We start from the raw sequence: 13,197 nt of genomic DNA, 5'->3' as shown, positions 1-13,197 counted from the left end.
GTGGATCAGAAGGATAGTCGGAGCGAAGCGACTCTATCCTTCCCACTTTTCGCTCCGCTGCGACGGGGACCCTCCGTAGGAGGGCTGGCTCTCTGGGGTCGCCTTCTTTTGCTTACTTTTCTTGGCGAGACAAGAAAAGTGAGCGGCTGCCGGGCCGCCCCCGGCGCTCCGTTCCGACCGGAGAAAGATAGGCATTAAGCTAGAGCGCAGAACAGCAATCCGTGCAGACTACCCAAAACAGCAAAAACAAAAACACACCCAGCCAAGACAACATCAACAAAAACCACAAAAACAAAAACGCCGCCCAGGCAGCCCCCGAACGGCGTCTAAGTCAGGACCAGCGGATCAGTTGAAGATGACGGTCTTATGCCCATTGAGCAAGATACGATGCTCGGTGAACCATTTGACAGCCCGCGCCAAGACCACGCATTCGATATCGCGCCCGATTGCGGTGAGGGTATCTGGCCCCATGGAGTGATCCACGCGCTCCACGCCTTGTTCGATGATTGGACCTTCATCGAGGTCACCGGTCACGAAGTGCGCGGTTGCGCCGATGAGCTTGACGCCGCGATCATGGGCCTGATAGTAGGGCTTGGCTCCTTTGAAGCTGGGCAGGAAGGAGTGATGGATATTGATGGCTCGTCCGCGCAGGGCCTCGCACATTTCGGGAGAGAGGATCTGCATGTAGCGTGCCAGCACCACCAGATCGATCTGGTTGGCCTCCACGATCTCCATGATGCGTTGTTCCTGCGCGCGCTTGACTTCCATGGACGACCCGGTCGCCAGCGGCAGATGATGGAAAGGAATGTTGTAGCTCGCGGCCAGCTGATAGAAATCCGTATGGTTGGACACGATCGCCGGAATCTCCACCGGCAGCAATCCGCTCTTGTAGCGGAACAGCAGATCGTTCAGACAATGCCCGATCTTCGACACCATCAGCATCACGCGCGGCTTCTTGCCCGCGTCATGCAGCTGCCAGTTCATCTGCAGCGAATCGCCCAGCACCCCGAAATCTGCACGCAGCGCCGCGTCCGACACTGCCGCATCCTCGGAGGAGAAATGTACACGCATGAAGAAGAGCTTCGATTGCGCGTCACCGAACTGTGCCGAATCGATGATGTTGCAGCCGTGATCGGCCAGAAAGCCTGAGACGCGATGCACGATGCCGCGCTGGTCCAGACAGGACAGGGTAAGAATGTATTCCGGGTGAGCCATGAGTGAACTGAGCAATGAAACCGAGAAGCGCCAGCGCCCTACCGGCGCCGCCACGCAGGACGACACCGGCCCGACTGACCGGGAAAAAGGACGAAAAGACGAAAGGCGCTATTGTCGCACGACCGGGCCATGCGGACAAATCCGCCGCGCGCAAATACACGACGAATACGTCAAAGCCAGGTCATTGCACCGGAAATCACCGCAGATCGGCACGACTTGACAACAAATCGCACCGACCAGAGATCATGGTTTCCCACCGGAAATGCAGCCAGTGCAGCAAGCCACTGGCCGGGCATCAAGCACTGCCCTCATCGGATGACGAACGGCGCTGCGCACCCGCCACCACCCGCAGGGGAGCTCATGCGGTCTTCTGCAACAGATCCTTCTGCTCGTGACCACCGCCGACCTGCAGATCGCCTGCCAACTGGCCGCCTTCTTCAATGACCAGCTTGCCATACCGGATCTTCCCGGTCACCTTGCCGCTGGAGTAGATCACCAGCTTCTGGCGTACCGTCAGGTCACCATCGAACTCGCCGCGGATCTCGGCCAGGTCGATCTCGGCCGAGCCCTTGAAGGCGCCACGCTCGGCAATCTGCACCACGCGACAATTGATGGTCGCCTGGACCTTGCCTTCCACCACCAAGGTGTCGCAATCCTCGATCTCACCCTTGACCTTGATGTTGGGACCGACGGTGAGCTTGCTGCCGCTCTCTTCGGTGGCCGCAGGAGCGGTGTTGGAAACGGAAGAAGGATATTGGCTAGGTTTGTTCACGCTGGTCACATTGCCGCCTGTCGTAGAAGAGACGTTGCCCGCACTGCTGAACGGGGAATTGGTCGAACTGGTTTCGCGTTTGCCGAAGAGGGATTCCGAGCGAAGCATGTGATCTCCTGAAATGGTAGTGCTGATGCGTAAAAATCTACGCGCGAAAATAAAACGTGCGGCAAGGTGCGCACGACAAGCTCATGACGCCCACCGCCAGTGCGGCAGCAGAACCGCCCTGCACGATCATCGAGAAAACCGGCAGCGTGGACGGCGCGTCGTAGCGTCGACAAGGTCAACGAAAGCGGCTCTTCCGAATGTCCACGCAGATCGCATGGATAGCCCGGACATCACGCATCCGGACATTGCCAAGGAAGAAACCTGTGCGATTCGGCAGGATGCCTTTTGCAAAGTTCACCGCAAATTTGTAACAGTGAGAACACCGTTTTTTGCGCCGTTTTTTGCGCTCTCAAACCAGACCAATTATTTATATTTTGAGACCCCTTGTAACTAAAAAAAATGTAACAGTTGTTAGAAGCATGGCGTCGCCTGAAGGCGACACATCATCCCCTGAAGTCCGCTCCCGACATGGCTTCCAGAGACTAAGCCCATTTTCATCAGGGCTCGACGTCATCCATGGAAATGGATCTAAAACTTAGAAATAAAGACCAAGCAATCTTCTCGAAAAACGGGTCAATATCGCTCGTTCCCGACGTCAATGGATGAGCATGAAAGAGTATGAATGAGCGCATGGATGCGCCCGACTCGCGAACGGACAGGCGCAGCGACCGCCGCACCCCGGAGACCATGTGTCTTGATGTAAGCGTTGAAAATGAATGTCATCCGGCCAGCACAACCATGCCCGCCCGATTTATGATGGAGTCCATTGCCCGGCCGATGTCGCCCGCCCCGCTGCGACGCCGGCCCCTCCACCTCCCGTGACGACACCATGAGCAACGACAAGATTCCCTCGCCGGAATCGCTGGATTCCTTTGGCGCCCACCTCTTCCCGGCACGCCGCAACTCGGCTGCGGCACGGACGCTCGCCGGCCTGATCGCACTCATCAGCTGGTTCGCCTTCGCGGCGCAGACCGACATCACCATCAACCGCCTGCTGGCGCGCGGCGGCGGCATACTGGATGGTCTGGACCGGCTGACCATGTATCTGACCAACCTGACCATCCTCATGAGCGCACTCTGCTTTACCTCGCTGGCGCTCTCGCTGAAGTCGCCCCTGAGCCGCTTCTTCCGGCAACCCTCAGTGATCTCGGCCGTGGTGACCTACCTGGCCTTCGTGGGCATCGCCTACAACCTGCTGCTGCGCCATCTGTGGACGCCCACCGGCTTTCGCGCACTGGTCAACGAGAGCCTCCATACGGTGGTGCCCCTGCTGGCAATCGTCTATTGGATTTTTTTCGTGCCGGTGTTCCAGGCGTCGCTGAAAAAGGCACTGCTGTGGCTGGTGTATCCGCTGGCCTATCTGATGATCACGCTATGGCGCGGGGCCCTGTCGGGCTTCTATCCCTACCCCTTCATCGACGTCAATGCACTTGGCTATGCGCGCGTGATCCTCAACGCCAGCCTGCTGCTGGCGGCCTTCCTGGGATTGATGGGGGTGTTCATCGCAGTCAACCGGTCCGGCAAACCAGTGCTGCAGAGAAAATGATCCGGAGCGCAGGCAGAGGCCGGTCCTTGCTCCCCGGCCCCCTGTCAGATCAGCGGGTCCGTCAGTGCCAGCGCCAGCATGAACAGCATCCAGACACTGAAGCCCGCACCGATGATCAGGTATTGAAAAGTTTTGAGCAAGATGTTCCCCTCGTCAGACAAGACCGCATTGACATGAGAGCAGTCCCCGCCATCCCCTGGCCGGAACTGCCCACCTGACCCGGTCGCCGGGCCGCGCGATGCGCGGCTGCAACCGGTGCGGTCGAGGCATTCTAGGGCCTTGGCCACGCATGAGGCGCATCCTAGCGCGTCCTTTACCTAGTCTTTCATTGTCTCTTGGTGCATGTTTCGTCATTTTCTTGAGCAAAATCCTGACGAAAAAGACACATCCCTGTCATACGGTCGCGCTATCCTGATCGCCGCTACGCGCCAACCCCCACAACAATATCCGACAGGAAACTCATCCATGAGCAAGCACGACGACGACATCGCCGGCAGCCAGCCGAGCGCCGACGACACCCTTCCGCCCCCGCAAAACAGCAGCCGCCGCCGCTTTCTGGGCGGCGTGGCGGCACTGGGGGCGGGCAGCGCCCTGGGCGCCTGCGCCACCGAAGGCCAGGGACCGGCCCCCTCGCCGAGCGGCAATCCGGCCGAGGCTGCTGCGCTGGATCGCGCCCTGCGCGAGAACATCAAGACCATCGTGGTGATCTACGCCGAGAACCGCAGCTTCAACAACCTCTTCGCCGATTTCCCCGGCCTGGAAAAGCCGCTGTCCTCGCTCAAGCCCTCGGACTACCAGCAGCGCGACCGCGACGGCACCCTGCTCAAGCAGTTGCCACCGGCATGGAGCGGCGTGGTGCGCCAGGAGCAGACCATCGAAGGCGTAACCTACCCGGCCGACAAGCAATACCAGAGCAACCTGCCCAATGCTCCTTATGCCTTGAAGGGTCCGCAGGGCGAAGCCCTGCCGCTGGGGCTGGTCACACGTGACCTGTGGCACGTGTTCTATCAGAACCAGATGCAGATCAACGGCGGCAAGAATGATGGCTTCGTGGCCTGGGCCGACTCCGGCGGCCTGACCATGGGCCACTACGCGGATACCCGCTACAACCTGCGCCTGTGGGATGTGGCGCGTGAGTTCGTGCTGTGCGACAACTTCTTCCAGGGGGCCTTCGGTGGTTCCTTCCTGAACCACCAGTATCTGATCTGCGCCACCGCCCCCTACTATCCGAACGTGATGAACTCGGTCTCGCGCACCCAGGTAGCCAGGACCAGGAACAATGATCCGCTCTCGCCGGAACTGGTCCCGGCCGAGAACAGCCCGGCCAGCGCCCTGCAGGGACCGCCCAAGTTCGGCCCCAGTGCACTCACGCCGGACGGTTATGCGGTCAATACCATGGCCCCGCCCTACTGGCCGACCTGGAGCCGTGACCGCAACAACCCGGCCTATGCCGAGCCCAACCAGCCCAGCGTGCTGGTGCCGCAGACCCACGAGCACATCGGCGACAAGCTCAACAAGAAGGGAATCGACTGGGCCTGGTATGCGGGTGCCTGGCAGGCCACGCTGGACGAGTTCAAGGATTCCAAGGGCATCCCCAAGATCCCCAATTTCCAGTATCACCACCAGCCCTTCAACTACTTCAAGAACCTGGGTCCGGAAAATCCTGCCGAACGCAACAAGCGCCTGCGCGATGGCGGTCTGGGTGATGAAGCACGCACCAACCGTTTCCTGGCCGATGTCGAGGCCGGCCGTCTGCCGCCGGTGACCTTCTACAAACCGCAGGGCAACCTCAACCTGCATGCCGGCTATGCCGACGTGGCTTCGGGTGACCGCCACATCGCCCACATCGTCAAGAGCCTGCAGGCCAGCCCGCAGTGGAAGAACATGGTGGTGGTCATCACCTTCGACGAGAACGGCGGCTGGTGGGACCACGTCGCCCCGCCCAAGGGCGACCGCTGGGGTCCGGGAACGCGCGTGCCGGCGCTGGTAATCTCCCCCTTCGCCCGCAAGGCAACGGTGGACCATACCGTCTATGACACGGCCTCCATCCTGCGCCTGATCACCCGCACCTTTGCTCTGGAAAAGCTGGACGGCCTCAAGCAGCGTGATGAGGCCATGATCGCGCGCGGCCAGCAGCCCATGGGGGACCTGACCAACGCGCTGCAGTTCAAGGGCTGATCTCCCTTCTGCCAGTCACAAGCTCAAGGCCGCCGCAGGCTTCTCCTGCGGCGGCCTTGTTCATGGTGAGACCTAATGCGCGAGGACGTATTACGCCAGCCAGGGCGGTGCCGCCTCGCTCAGCTTGATCTTCCTGGGGATCAGCTTGAGATCAAGGAAGGTATCGGCAATCTGCTGTTGCTCGTCGAGAATGGCATGGGTGATGGGCAAGGTGCCGTAGTGATAGCGGCGAACCACCACGTCCAGGACGCTCTTGGGCAAGCCGAGGATGCCGGCCAGTTCGCTGGCGTACTCGTCCGGACGCGTCTGGGCAAAGGTGTCCACCTTGGCCAGCTCTTCCAGCGCGATGCGGATGAGGTCGGCATTGTCGCGCGCATACGTCCGGGTCGAAAAATAATAGGCGCGGTTCTTGACCACGCCATCGGCGTCGGCCAGGATGCGCGCCTTCAAGGTCTGCTGGGCCGCCGCCAGATAGGGATCCCAGATGGCCCAGGCATCCACCGCACCGCGCTCGAACGCGGCACGCGCATCGGCCGGGGCCAGCCATACCGGTGTCACGTCGCCATATTGCAGGCCATGCTTTTCCAGCAGCTTGACCAAGAAGTAATGCACGTTGGAACCCTTGTTCAAGGCGATGCGCTTGCCCTTCAACTGTACCGGTTTCTGCAGGCTGTCCTGCTTGACCAGTACCGCTTCCACATAAGGACGCGGCACGGTGGCCCCCACGTAGACCAGGGGCGTACCGGCGGCCTGAGAAAAGATCGGTGGCGCTTCGCCGACATCGCCGAAATCAATGGATCCCGCCCCCAGCGCTTCGAGCTGCACCGGGCCGGCGCTGAACTCCACCCATTTGACGCTCGCCCCCAGCGGGGCCAGGCGCTGCTCCAGCGAGCCATGGGCACGGATGATGCTCAAGGCCCCCTTCTGGTAACCCACCCGCAACTGGCGTGTGGCCGCCTGCGCCGGTCGCTCACCGAAAACGGTAGTCGCACCGGCGGCGCCCAACGCCAGCCCGGCGCCGATCAGGCGGCGACGCTTGCGGCTCGGTTCAAAGGCGGTAAGGACGTTGCGGGGTGTGTCTTCGTGCTGTGGCATGGGGACTCCATCGGTCATGGTTGAGGTCGATACATCGAGGCTCACAGCGTAGCCAGACCCGCGCACGCTGCGAACGAATCATTCCTCCTGTGCATAGAAGAAAAGCAGATAAGTCGTGCCGCGCATACAAGCGCCAACCCGTCGCGCATCACTTTTTATATCATGTTGTGATATATTTGCCGCTTATCCCTTTATTCATGCGCCCTTCTACAAGATCGCGCTACCACTACCGTCCTTGAACACGGCAATCCATGAAACACAAACGCGACTACACCGCCGACCGACGGCTGCCCCTGCTGTGCGCCATCGCGGTGCTCATCGGCATGTTCTCCACGGGTGCGGCGTGGCTACTGCTCAAGCTCATTGCGCTCTTTACCAACCTGTTCTATTTCCAGCGCCTGTCCTTTGCCGCCAGCTCACCGGCGGGCCATACGCTGGGCTGGATCGCGGTGCTGTTGCCGGTCATCGGCGGCCTGATCGTCGGTCTCATGGCGCGCTATGGCAGTGACAAGATCCGCGGTCATGGCATTCCTGAAGCAATCGAGGCCATCCTTTTCGGCAAGAGCCGCATGTCGCCCAAGGTCGCGTTGTTGAAGCCACTGTCCTCGGGCATCGTCATCGGCAGCGGCGGTCCGTTCGGTGCCGAGGGTCCCATCATCATGACCGGCGGCTCGCTCGGTTCGCTGCTGGCGCAGTGGCTGCACCTCACCGCTGCCGAGCGCAAGACCCTGTTGGTGGCCGGTGCCTGCGCCGGCATGACGGCCATCTTCGGTACGCCCCTGGCCGCCCTGCTGCTGGCAGTGGAACTGCTGCTGTTCGAACTGCGACCGCGCAGTCTGTTGCCGGTTGCGCTGGCCTGTGTCATCGCCGCTTTCCTGCGACCGTGGCTGATCGAGGCAGGTGTGCTGTTTCCATTGCAGGTGGCACCGGTCGCGCCGATGGCGCTGCTGTCCTGTCTGCTGGCCGGATTGGCCAGCGGGGTGCTGGCCGTCGTGCTGACGCTGGCCCTGTATCGTATCGAGGATGGCTTCCATCGCCTGCCGCTGCACTGGATGTGGTGGCCGGCACTGGGTGGCATGGCCGTGGGCCTGGGCGGACTGCTGCAGCCGCGCGCGCTGGGCGTGGGCTACGACGTCATCGCTGACCTGCTGAATCAGCACATGCTGGTCTCGGCGGCATTGGCGCTGCTGCTGGTGAAGGCGGTAATCTGGCTGCTGGCCTTGGGCTCGGGCACCTCGGGCGGGGTGCTGGCACCACTGCTGATGATGGGCGCCGGACTGGGCCTGGTGCTCTCGCCGTGGCTGCCGGGTGGTTCACCCGGCTTGTGGCCGCTGGTCTGCATGGCGGCAGTGCTGGGCAGTGTGCTGGGCGCACCGCTGACGGCAATCGTCTTCGCCTTCGGCCTGACCCATGCCGACCATGCACTCCTGCCGCTCATCGCCACCACGTCGGTGGCCTATGGCGTGAACGTGCTGTGGATGAAGCGCTCCATCATGACCGAGAAGATCGCGCGACGCGGCCTGCATGTGCACCGCGAATACGGTGTCGACCCGTTGGAGCGGGTGCATGTGGAAGACCTGATGTCCGCACCGCAGGCCCTGGAGGCGGCCCTGCCCGCCGCAGAGGCGCTGGCGCTATGCCGCGCAGCGGACCATGTCCATCGCCATTACCCGGTGACCGCAAATGGTCGCCTGCTCGGTATGGTCGCGCTGACGCGCTTGCAGGCGGCCGATCCGGCCCAGGCTTGCAGCGCCCTGCTGGCGCCCGATGCCGGCCATCTTTTGCCGCACCTCAGTGCCCGCATTGCCGCCGGCACGATGGCGCGCCTGGGCGTGGCGCGGCTGCCGGTAGTGAGCACGGCAGAACATCGGCAGCTGGTGGGCGTGCTGTCCCTGTCCGATCTGGCGCGGGCCAGCGCGAGCCATGCAGAAGAAGAATCCGTGCGGGAAAAACTGCTGGGCAACTGACGCCCGTTCCTCCCTGCGCAATCCTCAGACGCCGCCGCTGAGCTTGCACATCAGATTGTCGTGCGAGACCAGGATGACATTGATGCCGGCATTGCCGTTGTCCATGCGGAATTCGCTGTTGCCGTTGGAGAGGGAAATGATGCGCACGGCACGTGTAGCCGTCTCGGTCATGACGGTTTCGGCGGCCATGTTCAGGCAGGTCAGCACACAGCCGCTGCCGGCCGCGCAACTGCGGGTAATGTCGCTGGCCACCGGTGTGGGCGCGGCAGCAGCAGGCAGCGTCGGCACGCTCGCCGGGACCGGCACGGGAACCTGCGCGCGCGCCGCGACGGCAGGCAGCAGCACCATGGACAACAGCCCCAGCAGCCCCAGCTGGGACAGGGAAAAACGCGGTTTTGACATGGAAACTCCTCCCGTACAAGGCACTCTGATCAAGCCCGTATTGCATCACAAACAAAAAAAGGGCGCACCCCCTTGCGGAAGTACGCCCAAAAGTAAGCCCCCCTCAGGGCTACCCGGTAATCGTCCAGAAGCTCTCCCCAGATCGGCTGTCTGATCTCCGACCTTCGTTCGGATTTCTTGCCTAAGCTGGCATGACGAGACTTTAAGTTTTTGTGGTTCCGCCAAGTATCGGGGGCTTCCTGAGTCGTCCCGCATTGGCGTCAGGAATTTCCTGAATGACACAAATACATCAACTCGTGAGCCATTGAACAATCCTCACCAGGCGAGTCGCCGAAACGCTTGCGGTACTGACTGCCTGCTTTGCCCTGCCCGACGCCGCGCGCGCATTTTTGATAGCATGCGGGCATGGAACCTTCTCACACCCCCGAACTGAACGCGCTGACCGACTCGGTCGAGTCGGCGGGACTGGGCTTGTCAGCCGTTGTGGCCGGCCTGCGCACCTCGCGCGAGATTACCCACAAGATCCGCTATCGCGGCGAGATCCGCGAGCTCCCCTCACGTGAAGCGATGCAAAAGCTGCTGCAACATCTGCAGGCGGCCTTGTTTCCCACGCATTATGGGCATACCGATTTATCCGATGAGACCATCGATTATTTCGTTGGCAGCCAGTTGAATGCTGCGCTGTCGATCCTGCGCGAGCAGGTACGTCGCAGCCTCTATTTCAGCAGTGATGTGGACGATGAGGCGCTGCTGCGCCAACGCGCCGCGGCCATCACGCGCGACTTCGCGCATCAGTTGCCGGGTGTGCGGGACGTTCTGGTCAGCGACATCCAGGCTGCGTATCACGGCGATCCGGCCGCCTCCAGCATCTCGGAAATCCTGCTGTGCTATCCCGGTACCACCGCGATCATCTATCACCGTCTGGCGCATGCGCTGCATCAGCTGGGGGCCCCGCTACTGGCACGTCTGATTGCCGACATTGCGCATTCGGCCACCGGCATCGACATCCACCCGGCCGCGCAGATCGGCCCCAGCTTCTTCATCGACCATGGCACCGGCGTGGTCATCGGCGAGACCACCATCATCGGCCGCAACGTGCGCCTGTACCAGGCCGTGACGCTGGGGGCCAAGCGTTTCCCGCAGGAGGCCGATGGTTCACTGGTCAAGGGCATTGCGCGCCATCCCATCGTCGAGGATGACGTAGTGGTCTATGCCGGCGCGACCCTGCTGGGGCGCATTACCATTGGCCAGGGATCGGTGATCGGCGGCAATGTCTGGCTCACGCACAGCGTGCCGCCGGGCAGCAACATCTCCCAGGCGGAGATGCTCAGCGACTGTCGCCAGCCCTGATCCCCTTGGTGAACAGACCCTAACGTGGCACCGGTGCGCGTGCGCAGGCGATGGCCGCCAGCGCCAGTGCCGAGGCGGCCAGTCCGTAGAGCCACAGGGACGACATCACCGGCAGCAGCAAGCCTGCCAGCATCGGCCCCATACCGGCCCCGATATCGCGCCAGATCGCGCGTCCGGCCAGGGCATGCACGCGCTGCGCCGCAGGCGTGCGGGCGGCGACGATGGGGGCCAGGAGCGGCAACTGCAAGGCACGAAGGATCACGATCAGCCCCGCAAACAGCCACAGCAGCCCGCCTCCGAAACCGACCAGCGCCGCACAGGTAGCCAGTGACAGGATCACCAATACCTTGACCGCACCGAAGCGCTCGGCCAGCCAGCCGCCCAGCGGGCTCAAGACGATTTCCCCGGCATAGCGCAGGGCCATCAGCACCCCGGCCACCAGTTCGCCATCGGCCCCGAAGGACTGCTTGCTCATGTAGGCCAGGCCGACGATGAAGAGACCATCGAGCGTCAGTCCTTCGAGGAAGGACCACCAATCCAGTGCATTGGGCAATTTCCAGCGGCGCGGCTGCGGTGGCGCATAGGCGTGCTGCGGCAGGCGGCGGGCGGCCAGCAGACCCAGGATCGCCGTCGTGGCGACCAGGGCGAACACCATGCGTGGTCCGATGTGCGGCGCCAGCAGTGCGGCTGTGGGCAGCCACAGCATGGGGCCAATGGCGATCACCCCGCGCGAACGTCCGGAGCGGCGGGCGGCGCCGTGCGGGTTGGCGGTGGACATGGCCTGGGTAGAGAGGTTGAGTCCGGCGAAGGCCATGCCCCACAGCAGGCGCAGCGGCAGGAGGGCCCAGAAGCCGTTGGCCATCGTGTAGCCAAGTGCGCAGAGGATGGCCGCGCACACGGCCAGGGTGCAGGTGGGGCGGTCGCCGCGTCGGGCGTAAAAGCTGGCGACCCAGCGATAGCCGGCGATGCGCACCAGTCGGTTGGCCGCCAGCAGCACGCCGGCCTCGGCCAGGCTGACGTGGAACTGGGCGGCATACATGGGAAGCAGCAGGTAGAGGACGATATCGCAGGGCAAGGCGGCCGAGAGCGACATGGCGGCGTGGCGGGAATCGAGGTCGGCCTGGCGGAGGTCTGGCGTGGTCATGAAGACCGATGATGCGCCGCATGGGCAGGCGCTGACAAACGATATTAATTCCGGCCATGCGTGATAATATCTCACGCATGGCCGATCTCACACTTCCGCTCAACGCCATCCGCGCCTTTCTGGCGGCGGCCCGTCACCAGAGTTTCACGCTGGCGGCACAGGAGCTCAATGTCACGCATGGCGCGATCAGTCGCCAGATCAAGAATCTCGAAGGCTACCTTGGCATGCCCTTGTTCGAGCGGCGTACGCGGCAGGTACTGCTGACTGATCGTGGCCGGCAGTTCTTCGAGCAAGCCAGCCCGGCGCTGGACATGTTGGCCAATGCGGCGCGGCGGGTGATGCGCGACGCCCCCACGCGCACGGTGGTGATCAATGTGCGGCCGTCATTTGCGGTGCGCTGGCTGATTCCGCATTTGTCCGATTTCGTGGAGCATTATCCGGGGATTGCACCCCAGGTGGTGACCAGTACGGCGACGGTGGGCAAGGCAGGCTCTTCATTTGACATTGCGATCCGGCGAGGGGAGACCAACTGGCCTGAGACGCTGAAGGTGCAGCGCTTCATGGAGGATGAGCTGGTGCTGGTGGCGTCTCCTGCTCTGTTGCAGTCCATGCCGCTGGAAGATGTGTCAGGGCTGGCGCAGCATACTGTGCTGGTGTCGCGCAGTCGGCGCAATGACTGGGAGGACTGGCGCAAGCTGGCAGGACTGAAGCGCTCTCGATCGCAGGCCATGCTGCATTTCGATCACGTACATTTCGTGTTGCAGGCAGCAGTGGATGGACTGGGTGTGGCCTTGTCTCCTTTGTCGCTGGCAGACAATGATCTGCGTTCCGGTCGCCTGGTCTGCCCCTTCCCCACCTTGCGTCTGCCCCTCGCACCTTACTATCTCGGGATCAATCTTCAGGCGGGAGCTGAAGCACAGTTGTTTGCCAAATGGCTGGCGGAATATCGCGGATCGTTGGTTGTTGCTGGTTGATCTTGCTTGGTTTTTTGTCTTGGCGGGCTTGGTTTTTGGTTTTGGTTTTTGGGTAGTCTGCACGGATTGCTGTTCTGCGCTCTAGCTTAATACTTATCTTTCTCCGGTCGGGAGAACGCGCCGGGGGGCAGAAGCACTGCTTCTGCCGGCAGCCGCTCACTTTTCTTGTCTCGCCAAGAAAAGTAAGCAAAAGAAGGCGACCGCAGCTGCACCGCCCTCCTTCGGAGGGTCCCCGCTTCAGAAGCCAACAAAACGGGAAAAATAGAGTCGCTTCGCTCCGACTATTTTTCTGATCCGTTTTGTCGCGTTCTGAATCAGCGGCGCAGATGCGGACGACCTAAACGCCTCGCCTTCGGCATCGTCAGGCACACTACTCGCCTTCGGCTTTGCGTTGGCGTTCTTGCGCCTTCGATACGTCGCTGCGCGACTACTCAGGACGAAAGAAC

Annotated in this window: 13 protein-coding genes; 7 read left to right on the top strand and 6 right to left on the bottom strand. The window is 62.1% G+C overall.

Annotated features, from left to right (window positions below; all coding sequences use genetic code 11):
* Positions 1-345: 345 nt before the first annotated feature.
* Positions 346-1,215: a formyltetrahydrofolate deformylase gene (gene purU / locus HNO82_RS21705; protein WP_008327359.1), complete on the bottom strand. Its 870-nt coding sequence runs from the start codon at positions 1,213-1,215 to the stop codon at positions 346-348.
* Here purU and HNO82_RS21700 point away from each other — a divergent pair.
* A complete protein-coding gene (locus HNO82_RS21700; RefSeq protein ID WP_175345104.1) occupies positions 1,214-1,435 on the top strand; it encodes a hypothetical protein in 222 nt (73 codons plus the stop codon). The genes purU and HNO82_RS21700 overlap by 2 nt on opposite strands.
* A gap of 138 nt (positions 1,436-1,573) precedes the next feature.
* Here HNO82_RS21700 and HNO82_RS21695 read toward each other — a convergent pair whose 3' ends face one another.
* Complete coding sequence (locus HNO82_RS21695) at positions 1,574-2,095, bottom strand: bactofilin family protein (RefSeq protein ID WP_008327358.1); 522 nt, start codon at positions 2,093-2,095, stop codon at positions 1,574-1,576.
* A 214-nt stretch (positions 2,096-2,309) separates the two neighbouring features.
* Here HNO82_RS21695 and HNO82_RS21690 point away from each other — a divergent pair, with 214 nt between their 5' ends.
* From HNO82_RS21690 to HNO82_RS21680, 3 genes are all read left to right on the top strand, one after another.
* The gene (locus HNO82_RS21690) at positions 2,310-2,489 is read left to right on the top strand and encodes a hypothetical protein (protein WP_175345103.1); all 180 of its coding nucleotides are present in this window, start codon (positions 2,310-2,312) and stop codon (positions 2,487-2,489) included.
* A 435-nt stretch (positions 2,490-2,924) separates the two neighbouring features.
* Positions 2,925-3,641, top strand: coding sequence for a Pr6Pr family membrane protein (locus HNO82_RS21685; protein WP_175345102.1), 717 nt, complete (start codon positions 2,925-2,927; stop codon positions 3,639-3,641).
* Between the two features lie 465 nt (positions 3,642-4,106).
* Positions 4,107-5,819 carry an acid phosphatase gene (locus HNO82_RS21680; RefSeq protein ID WP_175345101.1) on the top strand — a complete coding sequence of 571 codons (1,713 nt, stop codon included), beginning with the start codon at positions 4,107-4,109 and terminating at the stop codon, positions 5,817-5,819.
* Positions 5,820-5,909: 90 nt separating this feature from the next.
* Here HNO82_RS21680 and HNO82_RS21675 read toward each other — a convergent pair whose 3' ends face one another.
* A complete protein-coding gene (locus HNO82_RS21675) occupies positions 5,910-6,914 on the bottom strand; it encodes a sulfonate ABC transporter substrate-binding protein (protein WP_175345100.1) in 1,005 nt (334 codons plus the stop codon).
* Between the two features lie 251 nt (positions 6,915-7,165).
* Here HNO82_RS21675 and HNO82_RS21670 point away from each other — a divergent pair, with 251 nt between their 5' ends.
* Positions 7,166-8,881 (top strand): chloride channel protein, encoded by a 1,716-nt coding sequence (locus tag HNO82_RS21670; RefSeq protein ID WP_175345099.1) that lies wholly within the window; start codon positions 7,166-7,168, stop codon positions 8,879-8,881.
* Between the two features lie 24 nt (positions 8,882-8,905).
* On the opposite strand, the gene HNO82_RS21665 is transcribed toward HNO82_RS21670, so the two are convergent.
* Positions 8,906-9,283: a hypothetical protein gene (locus tag HNO82_RS21665; protein WP_175345098.1), complete on the bottom strand. Its 378-nt coding sequence runs from the start codon at positions 9,281-9,283 to the stop codon at positions 8,906-8,908.
* A 405-nt stretch (positions 9,284-9,688) separates the two neighbouring features.
* Here HNO82_RS21665 and epsC point away from each other — a divergent pair, with 405 nt between their 5' ends.
* Positions 9,689-10,633 carry a serine O-acetyltransferase EpsC gene (gene epsC, locus HNO82_RS21660; protein ID WP_175345097.1) on the top strand — a complete coding sequence of 315 codons (945 nt, stop codon included), beginning with the start codon at positions 9,689-9,691 and terminating at the stop codon, positions 10,631-10,633.
* Positions 10,634-10,652: 19 nt separating this feature from the next.
* Here the strand turns inward: epsC and HNO82_RS21655 are convergent, their stop codons facing one another.
* Positions 10,653-11,777, bottom strand: coding sequence for an MFS transporter (locus tag HNO82_RS21655; protein WP_008327349.1), 1,125 nt, complete (start codon positions 11,775-11,777; stop codon positions 10,653-10,655).
* A gap of 77 nt (positions 11,778-11,854) precedes the next feature.
* Between HNO82_RS21655 and gcvA the strand changes: the two genes are divergently transcribed.
* Positions 11,855-12,751, top strand: a complete 897-nt coding sequence (gene gcvA / locus HNO82_RS21650) for a transcriptional regulator GcvA (RefSeq protein ID WP_175345105.1) — start codon at positions 11,855-11,857, stop codon at positions 12,749-12,751.
* A gap of 237 nt (positions 12,752-12,988) precedes the next feature.
* Here the strand turns inward: gcvA and HNO82_RS22150 are convergent.
* Positions 12,989-13,197 (bottom strand): hypothetical protein (locus HNO82_RS22150; RefSeq protein WP_217509999.1); only part of this gene is annotated, 209 nt, incomplete at its 5' end.

It is taken from the genome of Herbaspirillum sp. C9C3, from assembly GCF_013359625.1.
GTDB lineage: Bacteria > Pseudomonadota > Gammaproteobacteria > Burkholderiales > Burkholderiaceae_D > Herbaspirillum.
This window is presented reverse-complemented; position numbering and strand designations above follow the sequence as displayed.